This window comes from Microbacterium sp., assembly GCF_047606685.1.
In the GTDB taxonomy this organism is placed as follows: Bacteria; Actinomycetota; Actinomycetes; order Actinomycetales; family Microbacteriaceae; genus Microbacterium.
Genome location: NZ_JASGEC010000074.1, coordinates 1 through 19,965, shown reverse-complemented (window position 1 = coordinate 19,965; position 19,965 = coordinate 1). Strand labels below are relative to the sequence as shown.

21 protein-coding genes are annotated in these 19,965 nt (G+C 71.2%); 12 read left to right on the top strand and 9 right to left on the bottom strand.

Going from position 1 to position 19,965, the window contains the following annotated elements; translation table 11 throughout:
• Positions 1 to 47 precede the first annotated feature (47 nt).
• The 3 genes from QM611_RS09055 (at position 48) to QM611_RS09045 (ending at position 1,756) form a co-directional block, all read left to right on the top strand.
• Complete coding sequence (locus tag QM611_RS09055; RefSeq protein ID WP_415079586.1) at positions 48 to 392, top strand: gamma-glutamylcyclotransferase family protein; 345 nt, start codon at positions 48 to 50, stop codon at positions 390 to 392.
• Positions 393 to 650: 258 nt separating this feature from the next.
• Positions 651 to 1,124 (top strand): SixA phosphatase family protein, encoded by a 474-nt coding sequence (locus tag QM611_RS09050; protein ID WP_415079584.1) that lies wholly within the window; start codon positions 651 to 653, stop codon positions 1,122 to 1,124.
• Between the two features lie 26 nt (positions 1,125 to 1,150).
• Entirely contained in the window at positions 1,151 to 1,756 is a 606-nt protein-coding gene (locus QM611_RS09045) for a hypothetical protein (RefSeq protein ID WP_415079583.1), read from the top strand.
• Here the strand turns inward: QM611_RS09045 and hutI are convergent.
• The 3 genes from hutI to hutH all read right to left on the bottom strand — a co-directional run bounded on the left by hutI (position 1,750) and on the right by hutH (position 6,358).
• Complete coding sequence (gene hutI / locus QM611_RS09040; RefSeq protein ID WP_415079582.1) at positions 1,750 to 3,015, bottom strand: imidazolonepropionase; 1,266 nt, start codon at positions 3,013 to 3,015, stop codon at positions 1,750 to 1,752. The two genes, QM611_RS09045 and hutI, sit on opposite strands and share 7 nt — an antisense overlap.
• Complete coding sequence (gene hutU, locus QM611_RS09035) at positions 3,012 to 4,664, bottom strand: urocanate hydratase (RefSeq protein ID WP_415079580.1); 1,653 nt, start codon at positions 4,662 to 4,664, stop codon at positions 3,012 to 3,014. The genes hutI and hutU overlap by 4 nt, the downstream gene beginning before the upstream one ends.
• A gap of 65 nt (positions 4,665 to 4,729) precedes the next feature.
• Entirely contained in the window at positions 4,730 to 6,358 is a 1,629-nt protein-coding gene (gene hutH / locus QM611_RS09030; protein ID WP_415079579.1) for a histidine ammonia-lyase, read from the bottom strand.
• A gap of 61 nt (positions 6,359 to 6,419) precedes the next feature.
• Between hutH and QM611_RS09025 the strand changes: the two genes are divergently transcribed.
• Positions 6,420 to 7,190, top strand: a complete 771-nt coding sequence (locus tag QM611_RS09025) for an IclR family transcriptional regulator (protein ID WP_415079578.1) — start codon at positions 6,420 to 6,422, stop codon at positions 7,188 to 7,190.
• Positions 7,191 to 7,194: 4 nt separating this feature from the next.
• Here the strand turns inward: QM611_RS09025 and QM611_RS09020 are convergent, their stop codons facing one another.
• The gene (locus QM611_RS09020; RefSeq protein ID WP_415079577.1) at positions 7,195 to 7,671 is read right to left on the bottom strand and encodes a YbaK/EbsC family protein; all 477 of its coding nucleotides are present in this window, start codon (positions 7,669 to 7,671) and stop codon (positions 7,195 to 7,197) included.
• A 90-nt stretch (positions 7,672 to 7,761) separates the two neighbouring features.
• Between QM611_RS09020 and QM611_RS09015 the strand changes: the two genes are divergently transcribed.
• From QM611_RS09015 to QM611_RS09000, 4 genes are all read left to right on the top strand, one after another.
• Positions 7,762 to 9,603 carry a substrate-binding and vWA domain-containing protein gene (locus QM611_RS09015; RefSeq protein WP_415079576.1) on the top strand — a complete coding sequence of 614 codons (1,842 nt, stop codon included), beginning with the start codon at positions 7,762 to 7,764 and terminating at the stop codon, positions 9,601 to 9,603.
• Positions 9,604 to 9,612: 9 nt separating this feature from the next.
• Positions 9,613 to 10,635, top strand: a complete 1,023-nt coding sequence (locus QM611_RS09010) for a hypothetical protein (protein WP_415079575.1) — start codon at positions 9,613 to 9,615, stop codon at positions 10,633 to 10,635.
• A 42-nt stretch (positions 10,636 to 10,677) separates the two neighbouring features.
• Positions 10,678 to 11,889: a Gfo/Idh/MocA family protein gene (locus tag QM611_RS09005; RefSeq protein WP_415079614.1), complete on the top strand. Its 1,212-nt coding sequence runs from the start codon at positions 10,678 to 10,680 to the stop codon at positions 11,887 to 11,889.
• Positions 11,890 to 11,985: 96 nt separating this feature from the next.
• Positions 11,986 to 13,119 (top strand): FAD-dependent monooxygenase, encoded by a 1,134-nt coding sequence (locus QM611_RS09000; RefSeq protein ID WP_415079574.1) that lies wholly within the window; start codon positions 11,986 to 11,988, stop codon positions 13,117 to 13,119.
• 12 nt (positions 13,120 to 13,131) lie between these two features.
• Here the strand turns inward: QM611_RS09000 and QM611_RS08995 are convergent, their stop codons facing one another.
• Both QM611_RS08995 and QM611_RS08990 read right to left on the bottom strand, forming a co-directional pair.
• Complete coding sequence (locus QM611_RS08995; protein ID WP_415079573.1) at positions 13,132 to 14,184, bottom strand: ROK family protein; 1,053 nt, start codon at positions 14,182 to 14,184, stop codon at positions 13,132 to 13,134.
• Positions 14,185 to 14,261: 77 nt separating this feature from the next.
• On the bottom strand, positions 14,262 to 14,606 hold the full coding sequence (locus QM611_RS08990) for a VOC family protein (RefSeq protein ID WP_415079572.1): 345 nt from the start codon (positions 14,604 to 14,606) through the stop codon (positions 14,262 to 14,264).
• A 59-nt stretch (positions 14,607 to 14,665) separates the two neighbouring features.
• Between QM611_RS08990 and QM611_RS08985 the strand changes: the two genes are divergently transcribed.
• Positions 14,666 to 15,178 carry a TetR/AcrR family transcriptional regulator gene (locus QM611_RS08985; protein WP_415079571.1) on the top strand — a complete coding sequence of 171 codons (513 nt, stop codon included), beginning with the start codon at positions 14,666 to 14,668 and terminating at the stop codon, positions 15,176 to 15,178.
• 39 nt (positions 15,179 to 15,217) lie between these two features.
• Here QM611_RS08985 and QM611_RS08980 read toward each other — a convergent pair whose 3' ends face one another.
• A complete protein-coding gene (locus tag QM611_RS08980) occupies positions 15,218 to 15,844 on the bottom strand; it encodes a GyrI-like domain-containing protein (RefSeq protein WP_415079570.1) in 627 nt (208 codons plus the stop codon).
• Positions 15,841 to 16,878 (bottom strand): helix-turn-helix transcriptional regulator, encoded by a 1,038-nt coding sequence (locus QM611_RS08975; protein ID WP_415079569.1) that lies wholly within the window; start codon positions 16,876 to 16,878, stop codon positions 15,841 to 15,843. The genes QM611_RS08980 and QM611_RS08975 overlap by 4 nt, the downstream gene beginning before the upstream one ends.
• A gap of 101 nt (positions 16,879 to 16,979) precedes the next feature.
• Between QM611_RS08975 and QM611_RS08970 the strand changes: the two genes are divergently transcribed.
• Entirely contained in the window at positions 16,980 to 17,825 is an 846-nt protein-coding gene (locus QM611_RS08970) for an SDR family oxidoreductase (protein WP_415079568.1), read from the top strand.
• Positions 17,826 to 17,883: 58 nt separating this feature from the next.
• Positions 17,884 to 18,756, top strand: coding sequence for a DUF2262 domain-containing protein (locus QM611_RS08965; protein ID WP_415079567.1), 873 nt, complete (start codon positions 17,884 to 17,886; stop codon positions 18,754 to 18,756).
• A gap of 315 nt (positions 18,757 to 19,071) precedes the next feature.
• Here the strand turns inward: QM611_RS08965 and QM611_RS08960 are convergent, their stop codons facing one another.
• Positions 19,072 to 19,479, bottom strand: coding sequence for a winged helix-turn-helix transcriptional regulator (locus QM611_RS08960; protein WP_415079566.1), 408 nt, complete (start codon positions 19,477 to 19,479; stop codon positions 19,072 to 19,074).
• 98 nt (positions 19,480 to 19,577) lie between these two features.
• Between QM611_RS08960 and QM611_RS08955 the strand changes: the two genes are divergently transcribed.
• On the top strand, positions 19,578 to 19,965 hold a 388-nt coding region (locus QM611_RS08955), incomplete at its 3' end, for an MFS transporter (RefSeq protein ID WP_415079565.1).

Here is a 19,965-nt window from a genome sequence, read left to right as displayed (position 1 = left end):
GGGCACACCCCCTGCCGCGCGCGTTCGCAGAGGCATACGCTGTGCTCATGAGCGACGAACGCGTCTTGCTCTTCTCCTACGGCACGTTGCGGTTGCCGCACGTGCAGCTGGAGACGTTCGGCCGCGTCGTCGACGGGGAAGCGGACGTGCTGCCCGGGTACACGGTGGACTACGTCGACATCGACGATCCGCGCGTCGTCTCCGTGAGCGGGCACACCGTGCACCCGATCCTGCGCGCGACCGGGAACGCGAGCGACAAGGTGGTGGGCGCCGCGCTGGCCCTCACCGAGGAGGAATTGGATGCCGCGGACGAGTACGAGGTGCCGGCGTACCGGCGTGTGGGCGTGACCCTGGCCAGCGGCCGGTTCGCGTGGGTGTACGTCGAACACTGACGACGGAGGCCGGGACCGGGCTGCGGCCCCGAGGCGATTTGGGGGGCTCCTCGAGACCGCAGCCCCCTCCCTTGAGGGAGCCGACCGCAGCGGGACCTGTGCCGTTGGGGGTTCACGGTCACGCGGCGTCGGCAAAGATCGCCGACCGCTCCCCAGCTGGCGGTCGTTCTTCCTTCGTACCCTACGAGCCGCGCCACGTCCACTGCGGCGCGCGAGATATATCGGTTCCTATGCGGATCGGGCGTAGGGTTGGTGGGCATGACCACGCTCGCGCTCGTGCGGCACGCCAAGTCAGACTGGGGCGACCCGAGCCTCGACGACCACGACCGGCCGCTCAACGAGCGCGGGCTCCGCGACGCGCCGGCGATGGCGCGGCGGCTCGCCGACACGGGTTTTCGGGCCGACGCGGTGCTGTCGAGCACGGCGCTGCGCGCCCGCACGACGGCGGGCTACTTCGGCGACGCGCTCGGTGTCGACGTCGAGCTCCAAGAACGGCTGTACGGGGCTCCGGCGGCGCTCCTGCTGCGCGCCGCGGTCGAGCGCGGAGCGCGTCGCGTCATCGTGGTCGCGCACGACCCGGGCATGACGAGCCTCGCCGCCCGGCTGTCCGACGGCGCCATCGCGCACATGCCGACGTGCGCCGTCGCAACCTTCTCGTGGGACGACGACGAGTGGGATGCCGCGTCGTCACTGGATCCCGCGCGCTGGACGTTCGACGCCCCGGGCCGCTGAGGCGTGTCGAGGGGCGTGGATCGGCGATGAGAGGCTGGGGCCGGTGGGGGGCCGCGCTCCTCATCGGCGCCCTGTCGCTGCCGAGCGCCGCGAAGTGCACGAGCTCGCCGTTGGACGGCGACGTGATGCTGTCCGAGTCCGCGAGCCGCCTCATCGAGGCATTCGAATGCGACGACGCGGCATTGGAGAAGGCCCGAGCCGACAAGCCCGCGAGCACAGCGGCGATGGCGGCCTCCAGCGATGCCGTGATCACCGGCGCCATCCAGGTGGTCGACGTCTCGGAGAGCGGATCGAGCGTGGTGGCGACGATCGATGGCCTCGACGCGGAGGGCGGGACTCGCACGGTGACCCTGGAGCTCTGGCCGTCATCCGGCACGACCGCGGACGACGCCGCGAAGGCGATTCCCGTCGGCGCCGATCTGGTCGTCTATGCCACAGAGGACGCGACATGGTGCGGCACCGAGGTCGAGGCGAGCGACACGGCTGTGACTCCGGTGAGCCCGTACGGGCTCATCATCGCCCTGGGCGACACGGCGAAAGACGACGAGTTGGTATGGCCGCTCCTCAGACGCACCTCGTGGGCTCCGTTGGAGGAGGCGCCGCTGGGCGGCAGCCAGGATCGCGGCTACTGAGCCCGCACGCCGTCCTTGAACACCGCGCTCACCAGCGGCACGCCCGGCCGGTAGGCGAGGTGCGTGCGGCTCGGGGCATCCAGCAGCACGAGATCGCCGCGCATGCCGGGCGCGATCGCGCCGACGTCGTCGCGGCGCAGCGCTCGCGCGCCGCCCGCGGTCGCCGCCCACACCGCTTCGGCGGGCGTCATCCGCATCTCTCGCACCGCGAGCGCGATCATGAGCGGCATCGAGCTCGTGAAGCTCGAGCCCGGGTTGCAGTCGCTGGCGAGCGCCACGGTCGCGCCCGCGTCGATGAGCCGCCGCGCGTCGGGATAGGGATGGCGCGTGGAGAACTCGACACCCGGCAGCAGCGTGGCGACGGTGTCGGATGCGGCGAGAGCCGCGACATCCTCGTCGCTGAGATACGTGCAGTGGTCGACGGATGCCGCGCCGGCATCCACCGCGACCCGCACGCCCTCGCCCGGGCCGAGCTGGTTGCCGTGCACGCGCGGGAGCAGGCCCCGCGCGGCTCCCGCGGCCAGGATGCGGCGGGACTCGTCGGGCGTGAACGCCCCCGTCTCGCAGAACACGTCGACCCACCGGCAGTGCGGCGCGCACGCGTCGAGCATCTCGCCGCACACGAGGTCGACGTAGGCGTCGCGGTCGTGCTCGGCCGGCACGACGTGCGCTCCGAGGAAGGTCACCTCGGGCGTGACCTCGGCGGCGAGGCGCGCGATGCGCTCCTCGTCGCGGACGGTGAGCCCGTAGCCGGTCTTGATCTCGAACGTCGTGGTGCCCTGCCCGTGCAGCTCGGCCACGAGCCGCGCCAGCCGGGAGCGCAGCTCGTCGTCGCTCGCCGCGCGAGTGGCGGCCACCGTGGTGCGTATGCCGCCAGCGGCATACGGGGTTCCTGCCATGCGCGCCGCGAACTCCTCGGCGCGGTCGCCGCCGAACACGAGGTGGGTGTGCGAGTCGACGAACCCGGGCACGACGGCTCCGCCGCCTGCATCCACCACCTCGACGTCCCCACCCCGGTCCCCGTCACCGTCCCGCGAGAGAACTTCTGGTCGCCAAGGGGTAGGGAAGCGCCCTACCCCTCGGCGACCAGGTGTTCTCTCGGCGCCGGGGAGAGCGGGGGCCGAGGCGGCGGGGCCGACCCAGGCGATGCGGCCGTCCTCCACGAGGACGGCCGCATCGCGCAGCGTGCCGCACGGGTCTCCGTCGGCGGCGACGTTGGTCGTCAGCTCGCCGATGTTCGTGACCAGGAGCGACGTCACGGCATCGGCACCTTCAGGCCGCGCTCGCGCGCCACCTCGCGCGCCCGCTCGTACCCGGCGTCGACGTGGCGCATGACGCCCGTGCCGGGGTCGTTGGTCAGCACGCGCTCGAGCTTGGAGGCGGCGAGCTCTGTGCCATCCGCCACTGTCACCTGCCCGGCGTGGATCGACCGGCCGATGCCGACGCCGCCGCCGTGGTGGATCGACACCCACGCCGCGCCCGACGCCGTGTTCAGGAGGGCATTCAGCAACGGCCAGTCGGCGATCGCGTCGGAGCCGTCGGCCATCGCCTCGGTCTCGCGGTACGGCGAGGCCACCGACCCGGCGTCGAGGTGGTCGCGGCCGATCACGATCGGGCCGGCGAGCTCGCCGGATGCCACCATCTCGTTGAACTTGAGGCCCGCCAGGTGGCGCTCCTTGTAGCCGAGCCAGCAGATGCGCGCGGGCAGCCCCTCGAAGTGCACCGTCTGGCCCGCCTTCTCGAGCCACCGCCGCAGCGCCGCGTTCTCGGGGAACAGCTCCATGACGGCGCGGTCGGTCTTGGCGATGTCTTCCGGGTCGCCCGACAGCGCCACCCAGCGGAACGGGCCCTTGCCCTCGGCGAAGAGCGGACGGATGTACGCCGGCACGAACCCGGGGAACGCGAACGCGCGGTCGAAGCCGCCCAGCTCCGCCTCGCGGCGGATCGAGTTGCCGTAGTCGAACACGGCCGCCCCGGCGTCCTGGAAGCCCACCATCGCGGCGACGTGCGCGGCCATCGACTCGCGCGCCCGCGCGGTGAACCCCTCGGGGTCGGTCGCGGCGGCATCCTTCCAGTCCTCGAAGGCGACGCCTGCCGGCAGGTAGGCGAGCGGGTCGTGCGCGCTCGTCTGGTCGGTGACGATGTCGATCGGGATGCCGCGGGCCAGCACCTCCGGGAAGACGGAGGCGGCGTTTCCCACCAGCCCGACAGAAAGTGCCTCGCCGGCGTCCTTGGCGGCGAGGACACGAGCGACCGCCGCGTCGAGGTCGGCGGTGTATTCGTCCAGATAGCCGTGCTCGACCCGGCGGGCGAGCCGCGACTCGTCGACGTCGACGATGAGCACGGCTCCGCCGTTGAGCGTGACGGCGAGCGGCTGCGCGCCGCCCATGCCGCCGCATCCGCCGGTCAGGGTGAGGGTTCCTGCCAGCGACTCGCGGCCCAGCGACTGGGCCACGGCGGCGAACGTCTCGTAGGTGCCCTGCAGGATGCCCTGCGTGCCGATGTAGATCCACGAACCCGCCGTCATCTGGCCGTACATGGTCAGCCCGAGCTCTTCGAGGCGGCGAAACTCCGGCCACGTCGCCCAGTCGCCGACAAGGTTCGAGTTGGCGATGAGCACGCGCGGCGCCCACTCGTGCGTGCGGAAGACGCCCACCGGCTTGCCCGACTGCACGAGCAGCGTCTCGTCGGGCTCGAGCTCGTCGAGCGTGCGCACGATCGCGTCGAACGCCTCCCACGAGCGGGCCGCCCGCCCCGTGCCGCCGTACACCACGAGGTCTTCGGGGTGCTCGGCGACCTCGGGGTCGAGGTTGTTCATCAGCATCCGCTTCGCGGCCTCGGCGCCCCAGCTCTTCGCGGTGCGCTCAGGCCCGCGCGGGGCGCGGACGCTCTGCGTGTGACCGGACATTCGTCCTCCTCCATCGGGTGTTCTGGTGTTGTCCAGACCAGGTGATTTGGCGTGCTCAGGACGATTCACGCCGAATCGTCCTGACTCGGCGAAATGGCCTGATCCGGGTGATGCCGTTCGCTGTCTGCGCGGGGCCTGCCGCCCAACGCGGCACGCGCGACAGCGCCGGAGATCACGAGCTCGGCCGCCGTCTCGAGGTCGGGGCTGAGGAATCGGTCGGGCCCGGCGCCGGCGACTCCCGCGCCGCGCAGAAGGTCGCGCACGGCGGCGGTGCCGGGGCCCGGCTGCAGCGGCGCGCGCAGGTCGAGGGCACGGCATCCGGCCACCACCTCGACGGCGAGCACACGCGCGAGCCCGTCGATCGCGCGCCTCAGCTTGCGCGCGGCGGCCCACCCCATCGAGACGTGGTCCTCCTGCATCGCCGACGACGGGATCGAGTCGACGGATGCCGGAACGGCAAGCCGCTTCAGCTCCGACACGATGCCTGCGGCCGCGTACTGGGCGATCATGAGGCCCGAGTCGACCCCCGGCTCGTGCGCGAGGAACGGGGGCAGCCCGTGGTTGCGGGCGACGTCGAGCGCGCGGTCGGCGCGCCGCTCGGAGATGGATGCGACATCCGCCACCGCGATCGCGAGGAAGTCGAGCACGTACGCGACCGGCGCGCCGTGGAAGTTGCCGTTGGACTCGACCCGCCCGTCGTCGGTGAGGACGGGATTGTCCACGGTCGACGCGAGCTCGCGCACCGCGATCGCGCGCGCGTGCTCGACGGTGTCGCGCGCCGCGCCGTGCACTTGCGGCGAGCACCGCAGCGAGTAGGCGTCCTGCACGCGCTTGTCGTCGGGCCCCTTGTGCGACGCGACCATCGGCGAGTCGGCCAGGAGCGCCCGCAGGTTCGCCGCCGAGGCCGCCTGCCCGGTCTGCGGGCGCAGCGCCATCAGGTCGGCGGCGAACACGGCGTCGGTGCCGAGCTGGCTCTCCACCGACAGCGCGGCCGCGACGTCGGCGGTCTCGAGCAGCAGCGACAGGTCGTGCAGCGCGAGCAGCAGCATCCCGAGCATGCCGTCGGTGCCGTTGATGAGGGCGAGCCCCTCTTTCTCCGCGAGGACGAGCGGAGGGATGCCGGCTGCCGCCAGCGCCTCGCCGGCGGTGCGTTTCGTCTCGTCGCTGCGCTCCTCGATCGACGACCGGGGGGCGACCCGCACGTCGCCCTCGCCCATCGCGGCGAGCGCGACGTGCGCGAGGGGCGCGAGGTCGCCCGAGCAGCCCAAAGACCCGTACTCGCGCACGATCGGCGTGATGCCGGCGTTGAGCATCGCGGCGTACGTCTCCACGACGACGCGGCGCACCCCGGTGCGGCCGGTCGCCAGGGTCTGCAAGCGCAGCAGCTGCAGCGCACGCACGACCTCGGTCTCCACTTCGGGCCCGGTGCCGGCGGCGTGGGAGCGGATGAGGCTCGCTTGCAACTGGCGGCGGCGCTCGGGCTCGATGAACGTGGTGGCAAGCGCGCCGAATCCGGTGGAGACGCCGTAGTGCGGCTGCGGGTCGTCGGCGAGCGACTCGACGAGCGCCCGAGTCTTCGCAACCCGGGCCAACGCCTCGGGGACGATCTCGACGAGCGCGCCGTCACGCGCGACCGCGACGACGTCAGCGGGGGTGAGCGGTGCGGTCCCGACGGCGACAGGTGAAGTGGCCATGACTCGATTCCACACCCGGCCGCTCCCTTGCGGCAGCGCGCTGTGGCATCCTGTGTCTGGTATGACAGACAAACCGCAGGTTCCCGCCGCCGACCAGACGTTGCGGATCCTCACGATGCTCGCGCGGCAGCGCGGGCCGGTCGCCGCGCGCACGATCGGCGACCAGCTCGGCATCCCGCGCTCGAGCCTCTACCATCTGCTGTCCACGCTCGCCGAGCACGGGTACGTCGTGCGGGTGCCGGGCGAGCGGCGGTGGGGGCTGGGCGCCGCGGCGTCCGAGCTCGGCGGGGGCTACGCGCGGCAGGAGCCGCTCGCGCGCGTCGGCCGGCCCATCGTGGCCGCTCTCGCCGACCGGGCCGGCGAGAGCGCGCACCTCGCGGTCATGAGCGGGCGCGACGTGCTCTACATCGTGGAGGAGCGCGCTCCGCGCCGGCCCGCGCTGGTCACGGAGGTCGGGGTGCGCCTGCCCGCCCACCTCACCGCGACGGGGCGGGCGATGCTCGCGGCGCTGCCGCGCGAGCAGGTGCGCGCGCTGTACCCCGACGCGTCCGCGTTCGCCGACCGCACCGGGCGGGGCCCCGCGCGCCCCGGCGAGCTGCGCGACGTGCTCCGCGGCGTGCGTGTGGCGGGCTTCGCGCTCGAAGACGGCGAGGTCACCGTCGGGCTCCGCTCGGTGGGGGTCGCCGTGCGCGACCACACCGGTTGGCCGGCGGCGGCGATGGCGCTCACGTGGCCCGACGGCAGCGCGCGGGATGCGGCAGAGCTCGCCGCCGTCCTCGCGCCGGCCGCGGCCGAGCTCGAGCGCCGCCTCTACGCGACCCGCCGCCCGTGATGAATCAGCCGACCTTCGCGACGACTCCCCCGGTGAGCCGGACGAGCTCGTCGAACGTCAACGGGAACACGGTGTGCGGCGTGCCGCCGGCAGCCCAGATCTCCGGGTAGTCCGCGAGCGCCTCGTCGACGACCGTCGTGATCGGCGCGGGGTGTCCCGCGGGGGCGACGCCTCCGATCGCCTGGCCCGTGGCATCCCGCACCTGCTCCGGCGTCGCGCGGGCGATGGCTCCGCGACCGAGCCGCCCAGCCAGCGCCGTCGTGTCGACGCGGTGCGCGCCGCTGGTCATCACCAGGAGCGGCTCGCCGTCACTCCAGAAGACGAGGCTGTTCGCGATCGCGCCGACCTCGACGCCGAGCGCGGCCGCGGCCAGCGCCGCGGTGGAGGCGGCGTCGGGCAGCACGACGATGTCGCCGGGGATGCCGGCGGCGCGCAGCGCGTCGTGGACGAGACGGCTGCGCGGGGGCAGGTGCGCGGTCATAGTCCCTCAGCCTAGAGGCCAGCCCCCAGACGGCTGTGAGAAGACCTGTCGGCGGGAATGGCCGCCGTGTGGCCCCCCTATGCTTTCCCCATGTTCACCGGAGACCAGCCTCGAGCGCCCCGCTCGCCGCGAATCGCGCGAGCATCGTTTTCGCGCCCGGCCGCGGCGCTCGTCGCGCTGGGCGTGCTCGTGCTCGCCGGCTGCACGGGCACCACGATCGACCCCGACACGATCGACGGCGACTTCCTCGAAGACGGCTGCACGAGCGTCGTCGTGGCGACGTCGTCCGAGAAGGTCAACATGCTCAGCGCCCTGGCCAAGGCGTTCAAGGAGTCGCCCGAGCACGAGGCGCTGGACACGTGCGCCACGGTACGGCCGACCAACGTGTCCTCCGGCGACGGGGCGCGCTTCCTCACATCCGGCGACGAGTGGCCCGACGAGGACACGAGGCGCTGGCCGACGCTGTGGTCTCCGGCGTCGACGGTGTGGACCGATCGGGTCGCCGCCGCGTCGTCTCCGGGCCTCGTCGGCGACCCGGTCTCGTTCACCCACACACCCGTCGTGTTCGGCGTGCCCGAGACGATGGCGCGGGCTCTCGGCTGGCCGGACAAGGAGATCGGGATCACCGACTTCGAGAAGCTGTGCACCGACCCCGAGGGATGGAGCAGCGTCGGCAAGCCGCTGTGGGGGTCGTTCAAGATCTCCAAGACGAACCCGAACACGTCGACGACGGGCCTGTCGGCCATCCTCATGCAGTCGTACGAGGCGGCGGGAAAGACCGACGACCTCACGGCCGAAGACGTGGAGGCGGCGGCCGACTTCTCGCGGGCGTTCGAGGAGTGCGTGATCCACTACGGCGACACCACCGGCAATGTGCTGTCCACGCTGTACGACGAGACCCAGCACGGCACGGGCGGCTCCGGGTACGTGTCCGCCGTGGCGCTGGAGGAGACCTCGCTGCTGAACTACAACCAGGGAAACCCCGACTCGCACACGGTGGAGCCCGGCGACGAGCTGACGCCGCCGCGCGAGAAGCTCGTCGCGATCTACCCGTCGGGCGGCTCGATGTGGTCGGACAACCCGATCACGGTGCTCGGCGCCGACTGGGTGACGGCCGAGCAGCGCACGGCGGGCGAAGCGTTCGTGGCGTTCCTCGCGACCGAGTCGGCGCAGCAGATCCTGCCCGAGTTCGGCTTCCGGCCGCTCGATGACTCCGTGCCGCTCGGCGACCTTTTCACCTCGGAGTACGGCGTCGACCCGGACAAGCCCGAAGTGACGCTGCCCAAGCCCGGCGTGGATGTCGTGTCTGCGGCGATCGACCAGTGGACGAAGATCCGCAAGCCCTCCTCGGTGCTCGAGCTGATCGACATCTCGGGCTCGATGGACGAGCTCATCGGCGACGGCCGCTCGCGCCTGGACGGCGCCATCGAGGGAGCCCAGACCACGCTCGGCCATTTCCGCAGCACCGACGAGGTGGGCGTGTGGGCCTTCACCACGGGCCTGCCGGACAACGTGCTGTCGTTGCGGGATGTCTCGCCCCTCGGCGCGGACCGCGAGTCGCTGAGCTCGCAGCTCGAGGACTTGAAGTTCTCCGACCGGCAGGGCACGCCGCTGTACGATGCGATCTCGCAGGCGTACGACGAGATGGCGGCGCGGGCCGAGCCCGGCCGGATCAACGCGATCGTCGTGCTCTCCGACGGGGAGGACACGGATTCGGAGATGTCGATCGACTCGCTCATCGCGAAGATCGGCGCACGCGAGGGCGAGGCGGCGGACGAGGCGCCGGTGCGGGTCTTCCCCATCGCGTACGGCGACACCGCCGACACCAGCGCGTTGCAGCGCATTGCGGAAGCGACGGGCGGACAGTGGTTCGACGCTTCCGACGCTGCCAAGATCGATCTCGTGTTCTCTTCGGTCATCAACAACTTCTAAGCCACCGCCATGGTCATCGTCATCACCGCGTCCGGAGGCTACGTCGACGACGCGGTCGACGCGCTCGCGACGAGCAACGTCTACGTGTCGAAAGAGGTGAGCGGAGCCTCCGGCCTCACCGACGCGCTCCTCTCGGAGATCGGCGACTCCTCGATCGGCGTCGCGGTGTTCTCCAGCAACGCGGAGCTGGAGGCCTCCGGGCCGGAGATCGTGTCGGAGCTGGCTTCGAACACCCAGTACGACACGATCATCGTGGCGGTCGGCGACGACCTGTCCGCCGGCTCGCACGTGCTGCCGTCGGGCGAGGCGATCCGCATCGCGAACGAAGCGGAGAGCTCGGCCGGGGGGCTGCGGCCCGCGCTCGTGGAGACCGTGCAGGAGGTCGTCGCGGCCGAGCCGTCGCCGCCGGCGTCAGCGGGGGGTGTGGATGGCGGAGTGGTGCTGGCCATCGGTGTCGGCGTGGCCGTGCTGGCGGCCGCGGCAGGTGGCGCGTTCGGCATCCTCCGCCGTCGCGGGCAGCGCGGCGGAACCCGGCACGCCGTCCCCGACGCGATCCGCGCGCGGGTGGCCGCGTTGAGGTCGCTGCACGGCGCCTACGCGGCCGCGGGGGCGTCGGGCGACGCCACGGCGGCTCGGACAGCGGCCGACATCGACACGATCGCGAACAACACGACCGAGCTGTTCACACGATTGAGCAGCCGCGGCGACAAGTCCGGCCAGTCGGGCCTGGCCGCCGTGGAGTACGAGGACAAGCTGCGGAAGCTGGAGGCCGCGCTCGACCACGAGTACCTCCTCGACATCCTGGCCCACCCCCACTTGTGGGACGACCCCGACGAGCGCATCGCCGAGGTGAGCAGCGCGGTCACCGCCGTGTCGGATGAGCTCGTGCAGAACATCAAGCAGGTGAACGCGCGACGCGGGCTGCACTTCCAGGTGTCGCTGGACGGGCTCATCGGCGGCCGGAAAGAGCTGCGCGAGTGGGAGCGCGAGTTCGACCGCGCGTCAGAGGACGGCCGCGACCAGGCCCGCTGAGCCCGGCGCGTCAGGTGGCAGACTCGTCGTGTGCCACCCGCCATCCCCTTCTCCCTCGGCATCGTCGGCGCGGGGCAGTTCTCCGGCCACTTCGCGAAGCTGTTCCACGCCCACCCGCTCGTCACGTCGGTGCATGTTGCCGACACCGTCGCCGAGCGCGCGGACGATCTCGTCCGCCGGGAGAGCTTGGCCGGCGTGTTCGGGTCGTTCGACGAGATGCTCGCGAGCGACGTCGACGCTGTCGCGATCTTCACGCAGCGCTGGACGCACGGGCCACTCGTCGTGCGCGCGCTACAGGCGGGCAAGCACGTCTACTCCGCCGTGCCGATGGCGATCACCGTCGACGAGATCGCGGCCATCATCGACGCCGTTCGGGACACGGGGCTCGTGTACATGATGGGCGAGACGAGCTACTACAACCCCGCCACCGTGTTCGTGCGCGAGCGGCACCGCGCCGGCGCCCTCGGGCGCGTCTTCTACGCGGAGGGCGATTACGTCCACGACATGGACCTCGGGTTCTACGCCGCCTATCAGCACAGCGGCGGCCCCGAATGGAAGCGCACCGCGAGCTATCCGCCCATGCTCTACCCGACGCACTCCGTGGGCGGCGTGCTCGGCGCGGTCGGCGGCCACGCGGTGAGCGTGAGCTGCATCGGCGTGCGCGACGACCGCGACGACGGCGTCTTCGACCGCGACGTGAGCATGTTCGACAACGACTTCTCGAACGCGACCGCGCTGTTCGAGCTCGCCGGCGGCGGGTCGATGCGCATCAACGAGTTCCGCCGAGTCGGCTACCCGTCGCACGTGCGCGAGAGCCGGTTCCGCTTCTTCGGCACCGAGGCGAGCTTCGAGCAGCTCGTGGCGACCGCGGTGTGGCAAGACAAGGATGGCTGGACCGATGTCAGCGACCAGCTCGCGGCCTCGGCGAGCATGAGCGTCGACGACCCGTCGCTCGCCGGCGTCGACCCCGCTCTGCGGGACGCGTTCGTCTCGGGCCTCGCGCCCGTGCACGACGCGACCCGCCTCCCCCGCGAGCTCACGGGGCTGCCCAACGGGCACGAGGGCAGCCACCACTTCCTCGTCGACGACTTCGCGGTCGCCGTCGCGGGCGGCTCGCTTCCGCCCGTCAACGCGTGGGTGGCGGCGCGCTACACGCTGCCCGGGATCGTGGCCCACCAGTCCGCGCTCCGCGGCGGCGAGCGGCTCGCCATCCTCGACTTCGGCGATGCGCCCGCGGCGCCGCCCGCGCGCTGAAACCCGCCCCGCGCCGGCCCCGCACACCGGGAAACGCCAAGGCCGCGCGCCTTGCGGTTGCCGGAGCCGTTGGATAGGGAGGGAGAGGGAGTGACGATGCGTATCGCGGTTATCGGAGCCGGGATCGGCGGCCTCGTGGCCGCCGCCGGTCTGCAAGCGGACGGCCACGACGTGGCGGTCTTCGAGCAAAGGCGGGAGCCGAACCCCGACGGCGCGGGCCTGACCCTCTTCGGCAACGCGTTCGAGGCCCTCGACCTGCTGGGGCTCGGCGACGTGGTCAGAAGCGTGTCGAGCGGCGCGATCGCGTCGATGCGCGCCGGGCAGCGGCATCCCTCCGGATCCTGGCTCGTCACCGTTCCCCGCCGCGCGGTCGCCTCGATGCGCAGCGTCCACCGCGTCGACCTGCATCGGGCGCTCAGCGGGCAGCTGACGGCGGGGACCCTGCACACCGGCAACGCCGCACTCGTCGCGGCGGACGGCACGCCGCGAGTCACCGTGGGAGACCGCGCCGAGGAGTTCGACCTCGTGGTGGCCGCCGACGGCATCCGCAGCCGGAACCGTGCCGTGCTGGGCCTGGACACCGGCCTTCGCTACGCCGGGTACACCGCGTGGCGCGGGGTCACCCGCCATCCGGTCGACCTTCACAGCGAGGCCGGGGAGACGTGGGGGCGCGGGCGGCTCTTCGGGATTGTGCCCCTCCCCGACGACCGCGTCTACTGGTTCGCGACCCTCAATGCGCCGGCGGGCACGGCGTTCGCCGACGAGCGCGAGGAGGTCCGGCGCCGGTTCGCCGGCTGGCATGATTCGATCCAGGAGTGCGTCGCCGCGACCCCGCCCGAGGCGGTGTTGCGGCATGACGTCCACGACCTCGCGAAGCCGCTCGCCTCGTTCGTGCGCGGGCGCACGGTGCTGCTCGGCGACGCGGCGCACGCGATGACGCCGAACCTCGGGCAGGGCGCGGGGCAGGGCATCGAGGATGCCGCGACGCTGGCGCTCTTGCTGCGCGGTGCGCGCGTCGGCGACCTCGAGTCCGCGCTCGCCCGCTACTCGACGACACGGCAGAAGCGGACCACGAGGGTCTTGCAGCGCTCGCGCGCGACGGGCCGCGTCGCGCAGGCCTCGAGCCCGCTCGCCGTCGGCGTGCGCAACACGGCGCTGAGGCTCCTGCCGGGCGCGGTGATGGGCGCGCTCAGCGCGCGCATTCAGAAGTGGCCGAAGCCGAGCGGATAGGCCGCGCTCGCGTCACGTGGGCGGGAGCACGGATGCCAGCGCCGCCAGCGCGGCGCCGCGACCGCCCGCCATGTCGAGGTCGGGCACCGTGGCGATGACCGCCGCTTCGGCCTGCTCCTCGCGGAGGTTCATGTTCTCTTTGACGCGGGCCAGGAACCAGGAGCGGAACTCGGGAGCGGTCTCGACCACGCCTCCGCCGACGAAGTACGCGGTCGGGTCGGTGAAGTTGGAGGCGATGCGGAAGAGCGCGCCGAGGGCCTTCGCCTGCTGCTCGAAGATGCGCCGGCACATCTCGTCGCCCTCCTCCGCCAGCGTCCGCACCTGATACGCCCGCCGCGCCTCGTCATCTATCGCGTGCAGCGGGTGGTCGGGGTAGCGGGTCAGCCAGTAGGGCAGCAGGTTCTGCCGGATGCCGGTCAGCGAGGCGAAGCTCTCGCCATCACCGGAGAGGCCGCAGTTGCAGCGCGGAACCGGCTGCCCGTCCTCCAAAACCCCGTCGAGCGGGATCTGCACGTGGCCGATCTCGCCGGCCATGCCCGAGCGGCCCGGGATCACCCGGCCCGCCTCGACGAGGCCGCCACCGAGCCCCGTGCCGATGATCGCCGAGATCGACGAGTACAGCCGACTGGCCGGCCCGAAATGCGCGTTGTGCGCGTAGAGGGCGGCCGCGTTCGCGTCGTTCATGTACGCGACGGGGATACCGATGCGCTCCTCCAGGGCGGTGCGCACATCGAATCCGCGCCACGCCGGGCCGCTGAAGTTCGTCGCGCCCTTGCGCGAGATGACCCCGGTCGCGCTCGCCGGCCCCGGGGTGTCGAGCCCGACCGCGCGGATCTGCTCGCGCCGCACCCCCGCCTCAGCGAGAGCGGCGTCCAGCGCCTCCTCTAGCGCGGTGATCGCGGCCTCCGGCCCCTCGAGCACGCGGCTCGGCGATTCGATCATCCGGTCGACCAGGAACTTGCCGTCCGGACGCAAGACCGTCCCGGCATCCTTCGTTCCCCCGCAATCGACCCCGGCCACGTACCAGTTCTCCTGCATCACAACCCCTTCGTCCCGGCGTGGCACGACGGTACCAGCGTTCGCCCGCAATCCCCAACACCCGCTTGTTTCTCGGGGCACGGCACGTGCGTGCGTCCAGGGCGCTACGACTCGCCTTCGGTGGACTGGTCGACGACATAGAAGACCGAGCCGCCCGGCTCACGGTATGAGGCGAAGAAGCCGCCCGGGATCGCCGAGGGCTCAAGCCGCACCTCGAGCACATCGGGACGATTCGCGTGGAAGTCGGCGACGAGGTCGACCGAGAACGTCGGCCCGGACTCCTCGTCTGGGTCGGCGTCGAGCATGACGTTGACATTGCCGCCCGGGGCCGAGAGCGCGACGGTCGTCTCGCCCTCGCGCCACAGTTCGGTGAAGCCGAAGTGGTCGCGGTAGAGCGCGAGCGTCGCGGGCAGGTCCGAGGTCGGAACGTAGAAGAACTCGAGCTTCATCGCGGACACCCTCCGTGTCGTAACTAGATTGTTCTATAGCGTAACGGCATTATGGCTGTATGCGCGAGTGGGTTCCGATCTCGACCTCCCCCAAGGGCAGGCTCGCGCTCGCCGCGGTGCGGGTGTTCGGCGATCGGGCATTCGGCGAGGTGACGGTCGGCGAGCTCGCGGCGGCAGCGGGTGTCACGACCGGTGCGATCTACCACCATTTCGGCAGCAAGCTCGGGCTCTACGAGTTCGTGCGCGCAGACGTCGAGCGGCGGTTGCTCGACCGCATGGAGGGTGCGCTCGCGGTCGGCGACCACGAGAATGCGGCGGCGGGCGTGCGCGCGGCGCTTGTTGTCGGATTCGACTTCGCGGTGCGCGAGCAGTTCCTGCACCTGCTCGGCGTGCCGCCGACGGGCATCGCTGACCGTCTGGCGGCCGTGCTCGGCGCCGCGGTCGGCTCGCCGGTGCTGGGCCGCATCCTGGCAGCCGCATGGCGCGCGGCACTCGCCGCCGTCGCCGACGGCGCCGACGTCGACGAGACGCGGGCCGCGCTGCGCGTGCTGGAGTTCGGCCTCGCCGCCTGATTGACGGTGCGCTGTCGCGCGCCGCACGCCCACTCTGGGTTACGTCGCGGCTTCAACGACAGGCTGCCGCAGGAGGGTGCGGAGCTTGTCGGGGGCGACCTTGCGGAAGTCGCTGAAGTAGATCTCGTGATGCTTCCCGCTGATGCTGAGCCCCTGACGGGGAATGAACACGTGGTGCATCTGCTCCAGGACGGCCGCTTCATCGTCGAACGAGCCGACGTGCAGCGTTTGCACACACAGCCCCTCCGCGAGCGTCTCCAATCGCACGTCCTCCAGCCGCTCGACGGGCCCTTTGGCGCGGACGAGCTCGACAGCCGTGTGGAACATCGCCTCGTCGATCCAGTCGGGAACCATCAACATCACGGTCCAGTCCCACTGCGACTTGTCTCTCACCGTGGTGAACGTGTTCATGTCCTCTGCCCACCACAGGCCCTCGAGAGGCGGAACGACGTAGTCTCGCCCGAGCTCGCGTTTGCTGGCGAACTTCACCTTGTACGCCACCGGGTACAACGCCCGCAAGGCCCGCGTGTAAGCCGGTGAGGTGTTGGGGTCGCCGTGGCCGTCGATCATGAGATAGCGCAGGGCAGGAATCTGGATGACTCTGAACTGGCCCCGCTTGGCCTGATAGCCATCGAAGGTCCTTGTGAAGTCGATCTTCTCACTCACTGTGGTTCTCCAATCGTTCCGCAGACCAGGCTCTCTCCGTCTGCAAGGGTCGGCGAGTGGGCCGCCGCTGCGGCGAACCGCTCGGCGAGCTGCCCGAGCATCTCCGCCAGCTCCGGGGCGTCCAGGACCTCAAACGGCCACGGCAGCCAGACCAGGGCACCGGCCAGCACCTGCCAGCGGGCGTCGGCGATGCGCCACAGGGTCGCGTCGGGATCCACCGGGTCAGCGGCGAAGCCGCCGGCGTAGTCGCCGAGGAGTCCGGTGACCTCGGCCAGCGGCGCCGAGATGCGCACGGTCGCCGTCACCTGGCGCACGAGCGCGTCGAGCTGCTCCGCGAGAAACGCGGCCGCGTCGCCCCCGGGGATGTGGTGTGTGCCTGCGGCGACGCGGGTGGGCTCCGCCCGGCTGATGCGGTCGACCCGGAAGGTGCGCCAGTCGGCGCGATCGAGATCCCAGGCGACGAGGTACCAGCGCCCGCCGCGGGGGACGAGCGCGACCGGGTCGGCGCGGCGCGTCGCGTCCACGGGCGAGTCGTCGCCGGGGCGCGGCGCCGGCCGGTGCCGGAAGCGCACGCGCTCCCCGTCGCGCGCGGCGAGGGCGAGCACCGCGAGCACCTCCGGATCCACGGGATCGGAGACCGGCACAGCGCCGAGCGCGACGCTCGAGCGGATCGCCCGCACGCGTGAGCGCAGCGCCGCAGGCATGACTGTCTCGAGCTTGGCGAGCGCGGTCAGCGCGACGCCGCCGACCGGGCCGTCGACCGCGACGGCGAGCGCGGCGGCAGTCGCGACCGCCTCGCCCGCGTCGAACACGAGGGGCGGCAGTTCCGAGCCGACGGCTATGCCGTATCCGCCGTCGCGGCCGGGCCGGGCATCGATCCGGTAGCCGAGCTCGCGCAGCGCGTCGATGTCGCGACGGAGTGTGCGCGCGGTCACGCCCAGACGGCCGGCGAGTTCTGCTCCCGGCCAGAACCGGCGCGCGTGCAGCAGTTCGAGCAGACGCAGCGAGCGGCGGGCAGCGGAGAGTTCGGGCACAATCCCAGTCTCTCGCATATGCGGACACTTTCTGACCGCATATTTAGGAAGCATGGAGAACAAGCCGGAGACGCCGGCGACGAAACGACGAAAGGCGCATCATGACCATCCTGGTAACCGGAGCGACAGGCTCCGTTGGCCGACCCCTCGTGCACGCCCTGCTCGACCAGGGCGTCGAGGTGCGCGCGCTGACGCGCGACCCCTCGGCGGCCGGTCTCCCCGCCGGCGTCGAGGTCGCGCGAGCCGACCTCGCCGACCCCGGCTCCCTCACCCCCGAGCTGTTCGCAGGCGTGGACCGCGCATTCGTGTTCCCCGCGCAGAACGTCGAGCCGTTCGCCGCGGCAGCCGTCGCCGCCGGCGTTGAGCGCTTCGTCGTGCTGTCCTCACTCGCCGCCGCGCGCGAGTTCGCGCGAGACGAGGGCTCGGCGAGCCAGCTCCACCACGCCGCCGTCGAGAGCGCGATCACCCGTCGGACGAGCGCGTGGACCATCCTCCGGCCCGGAACGTTCGCGAACAACCTGCTGTCCTGGGCGTGGCCGATCTCGATGGGCGCGCCGATCCGGGTGCCGTACCTGGACAGCGCGCAGGCGCCGATCCACGAGGCGGATGTCGCCGACGCGATCGCCGCTGCGCTGCTGGACGACGGCACGATCGGGCAGGCGATCCCGATCACCGGCCCGCAGTCGCTCACCCGCCGCGAGCAGGTAGGAGCGATCGCCGCCGGCATCGGCCGCGAGCTGGAGGTGGTCGAGATCAGCCCCGACGAGTTCCGCGCCGACGTGGCGCAGTTCGTCCCGGAGCCGATCATCGCGATGCTGCTCGACTACTGGCGCGACACCGTCGCGGAGCCGGACCGGGTGCGCTCCGTCGAGGCCCTCACCGGCGCCCCGGGTCGCACGCTGCAGAGCTGGGCGCGCGATCACCGCTCCGAGTTCGGCGCCGCCTGACGAATCGGCGCAGGCCTGGCCGGCAGCAGTTCCGGCGCAACGTTTAAACTCGCAACCCGTGAGCGAAAAGCAAGAGCGTGCGCGCTTCGAGCGGACGCACGCAGGCGAAGTCATCGAGATCACCGTGCTGACGGGTTCTTCAACCGGGGGCGCCGGAAAGGCGGGGACAGAGATTCTGTGGACCGCCTCGGCGGAGGTTCTCGGATATGTGGATGAGCACGGTGCGGTGACTCTCGACGGTGGTCGTCTGCACTGGCTCGCAACGGACGAGCAGCGCGGCGACTGGGTGCATGACCTGAAATCGCACACTCAGTACACGGTTCGGGTCCGCCGGCGCCTCCCCGCCGACCCGGCGGACTACGCGGGGCCGCCAAGAACGCCGCTTCCGGATTTCAGCCACGTGTTCGCCCTCGAGGAGGTCATCGAGCGAGATGTGCATGTTCCCGCGCTCGACGAGAGGCTCGCACGGCACCTCGAGCCCGTCATCGTGACGACAGATGTCGGCACCTTCGAGCTACAGCGCTCCCTCGGCCTGTTTTCGGGCGCCATCGACTGGTGCGGTCATGAAGTGAGCGCGCACTTGTCTGTCGACGATGACGCGCAAGAAGGCTCTGAAACGTGCGGGGCAGCGCTCGCGCGTCTCGAATGCTGTCTCGCGGACGCGGAGTCCACCGATGCACGATGGCGTCGCTACGCCGCAACGAATCTCCTGGAGATCGCCCGCGAATGGCAAGCAGATTCGGACGCCCCCGATGACGCACCCCTCACGGAGGAGGTCTTCGTCGAGCGCATCTCGCTCGCTGAGCTCTCCGTTTCGACAGATGGTTCGATGACGCCGTGCTACGACGATGGGGGCCTGTTCTGGGGTCATGTCATCCTCATCGAAGTCGAGCCGGACGGCGGCCTCACGGACGCAGACATCGCGGGATGACCTCCTGTTCGCAGCAGTCCCCTGCTGTGACCTTCAACAGTGCCGCTGGAGTGTTCCCTCTCCGGCGAAGCCATCGCCTCAGCGCCTCGTGCGCGACATCGCTGCCGTCCTGATGCATGAGCCGGAAGCAGTCGATGACGGTCCGCTCCGCCGAGTAGATCGCGACCCTGGCTCCTTCTCCGGCCTCGGCATGCTCGCGGCCGATCTGAAAGGTTCGCGCATCTTCGTCGGCCTGGTGCCCCGATGCGTCGGCGCGGTCTGTCCCTCGCGCAGAAGGAGGAAGCGTTCGCGTCGCAAGGGACACGAGGCTGACGCCTACCTCGCGACCGCGCTTCGTTCCTCCGCCGCCTGGCGGTCGTGTTCTGCCCGGGCTGCTCGTATGTCGTTGCGGTGGTCGTTGGCCCAGGCGCTGAGGGCTGTGAGCGGGATCAGGAGTGTCTTGCCGAGCTCGGTCAGCTCGTAGTCGACACGGGGCGGGACCGTAGCGTAGACGGTGCGCTTTACGAGTCCGTCGCGTTCCAGGCTCCGCACAGTGATCGTGAGCATCCGCTGGCTGATGCCCTCGATGGAGCGCTGCAGCTCGTTGAAACGGTAGGTCCGCTCGCCGAGACGGACGATGACGAACACACTCCACTTGTCTCCGACACGGTCGAGGACTTCGCGCACCGGACAGTCATCGACGTACTCGAGGGGGGTCTGCATCTCGATGTTCCCTGCGGACATGAAAGTGCCTCCTTGCCGCCACTCAAACAGTAACTTACGGTCTGGTTAGGCACAAAATGTGCTCACAAACCAGAAGTAACTGGAAGGGGCTAACCGCCATGCCAGAGCCCAAGGTCAGAGAACACGGAGGCACCCCCGCGTCCTCGACGCGAAGAGCGCCGGTCGCGTGGATCGTCGCGATCGCATGCGCCGCCCAGTTCCTGCTCGTGCTCAACACCTCGATCGTCAATGTCGCCCTGCCCGGAATGCACGAGGATCTGGGGCTGTCCGTGGATCTGCAACAGTGGGTCGTCAATGGCTTCCTCGTGACGTTCGGCGGCTTCCTGCTGTTCGTCGCACGAGCCGGCGACCGCTTCGGGGAGAAGAGGGTCTTCGTCACCGGACTGGTGGTCTTCACCCTCGCCAGCCTCGGCGGGGGCTTGGCCCAGAACGCGGGCTGGCTGTTGGCCGCACGCTTCGTCCAGGGCATCGGGGCCTCGGCGATGG

Coding starts and splice junctions, on each gene's coding strand:
- QM611_RS09055 (WP_415079586.1), top strand. CDS start 48: ATGAGCGACGAACGCGTCTTGCTCTTCTCCTACGGCACGTTGCGGTTG.
- QM611_RS09050 (WP_415079584.1), top strand. CDS start 651: ATGACCACGCTCGCGCTCGTGCGGCACGCCAAGTCAGACTGGGGCGAC.
- QM611_RS09045 (WP_415079583.1), top strand. CDS start 1,151: ATGAGAGGCTGGGGCCGGTGGGGGGCCGCGCTCCTCATCGGCGCCCTG.
- hutU (WP_415079580.1), bottom strand. CDS start 4,664: ATGTCCGGTCACACGCAGAGCGTCCGCGCCCCGCGCGGGCCTGAGCGC.
- hutH (WP_415079579.1), bottom strand. CDS start 6,358: ATGGCCACTTCACCTGTCGCCGTCGGGACCGCACCGCTCACCCCCGCT.
- QM611_RS09025 (WP_415079578.1), top strand. CDS start 6,420: ATGACAGACAAACCGCAGGTTCCCGCCGCCGACCAGACGTTGCGGATC.
- QM611_RS09020 (WP_415079577.1), bottom strand. CDS start 7,671: ATGACCGCGCACCTGCCCCCGCGCAGCCGTCTCGTCCACGACGCGCTG.
- QM611_RS09015 (WP_415079576.1), top strand. CDS start 7,762: ATGTTCACCGGAGACCAGCCTCGAGCGCCCCGCTCGCCGCGAATCGCG.
- QM611_RS09010 (WP_415079575.1), top strand. CDS start 9,613: ATGGTCATCGTCATCACCGCGTCCGGAGGCTACGTCGACGACGCGGTC.
- QM611_RS09000 (WP_415079574.1), top strand. CDS start 11,986: ATGCGTATCGCGGTTATCGGAGCCGGGATCGGCGGCCTCGTGGCCGCC.
- QM611_RS08990 (WP_415079572.1), bottom strand. CDS start 14,606: ATGAAGCTCGAGTTCTTCTACGTTCCGACCTCGGACCTGCCCGCGACG.
- QM611_RS08985 (WP_415079571.1), top strand. CDS start 14,666: ATGCGCGAGTGGGTTCCGATCTCGACCTCCCCCAAGGGCAGGCTCGCG.
- QM611_RS08970 (WP_415079568.1), top strand. CDS start 16,980: ATGACCATCCTGGTAACCGGAGCGACAGGCTCCGTTGGCCGACCCCTC.
- QM611_RS08960 (WP_415079566.1), bottom strand. CDS start 19,479: ATGTCCGCAGGGAACATCGAGATGCAGACCCCCCTCGAGTACGTCGAT.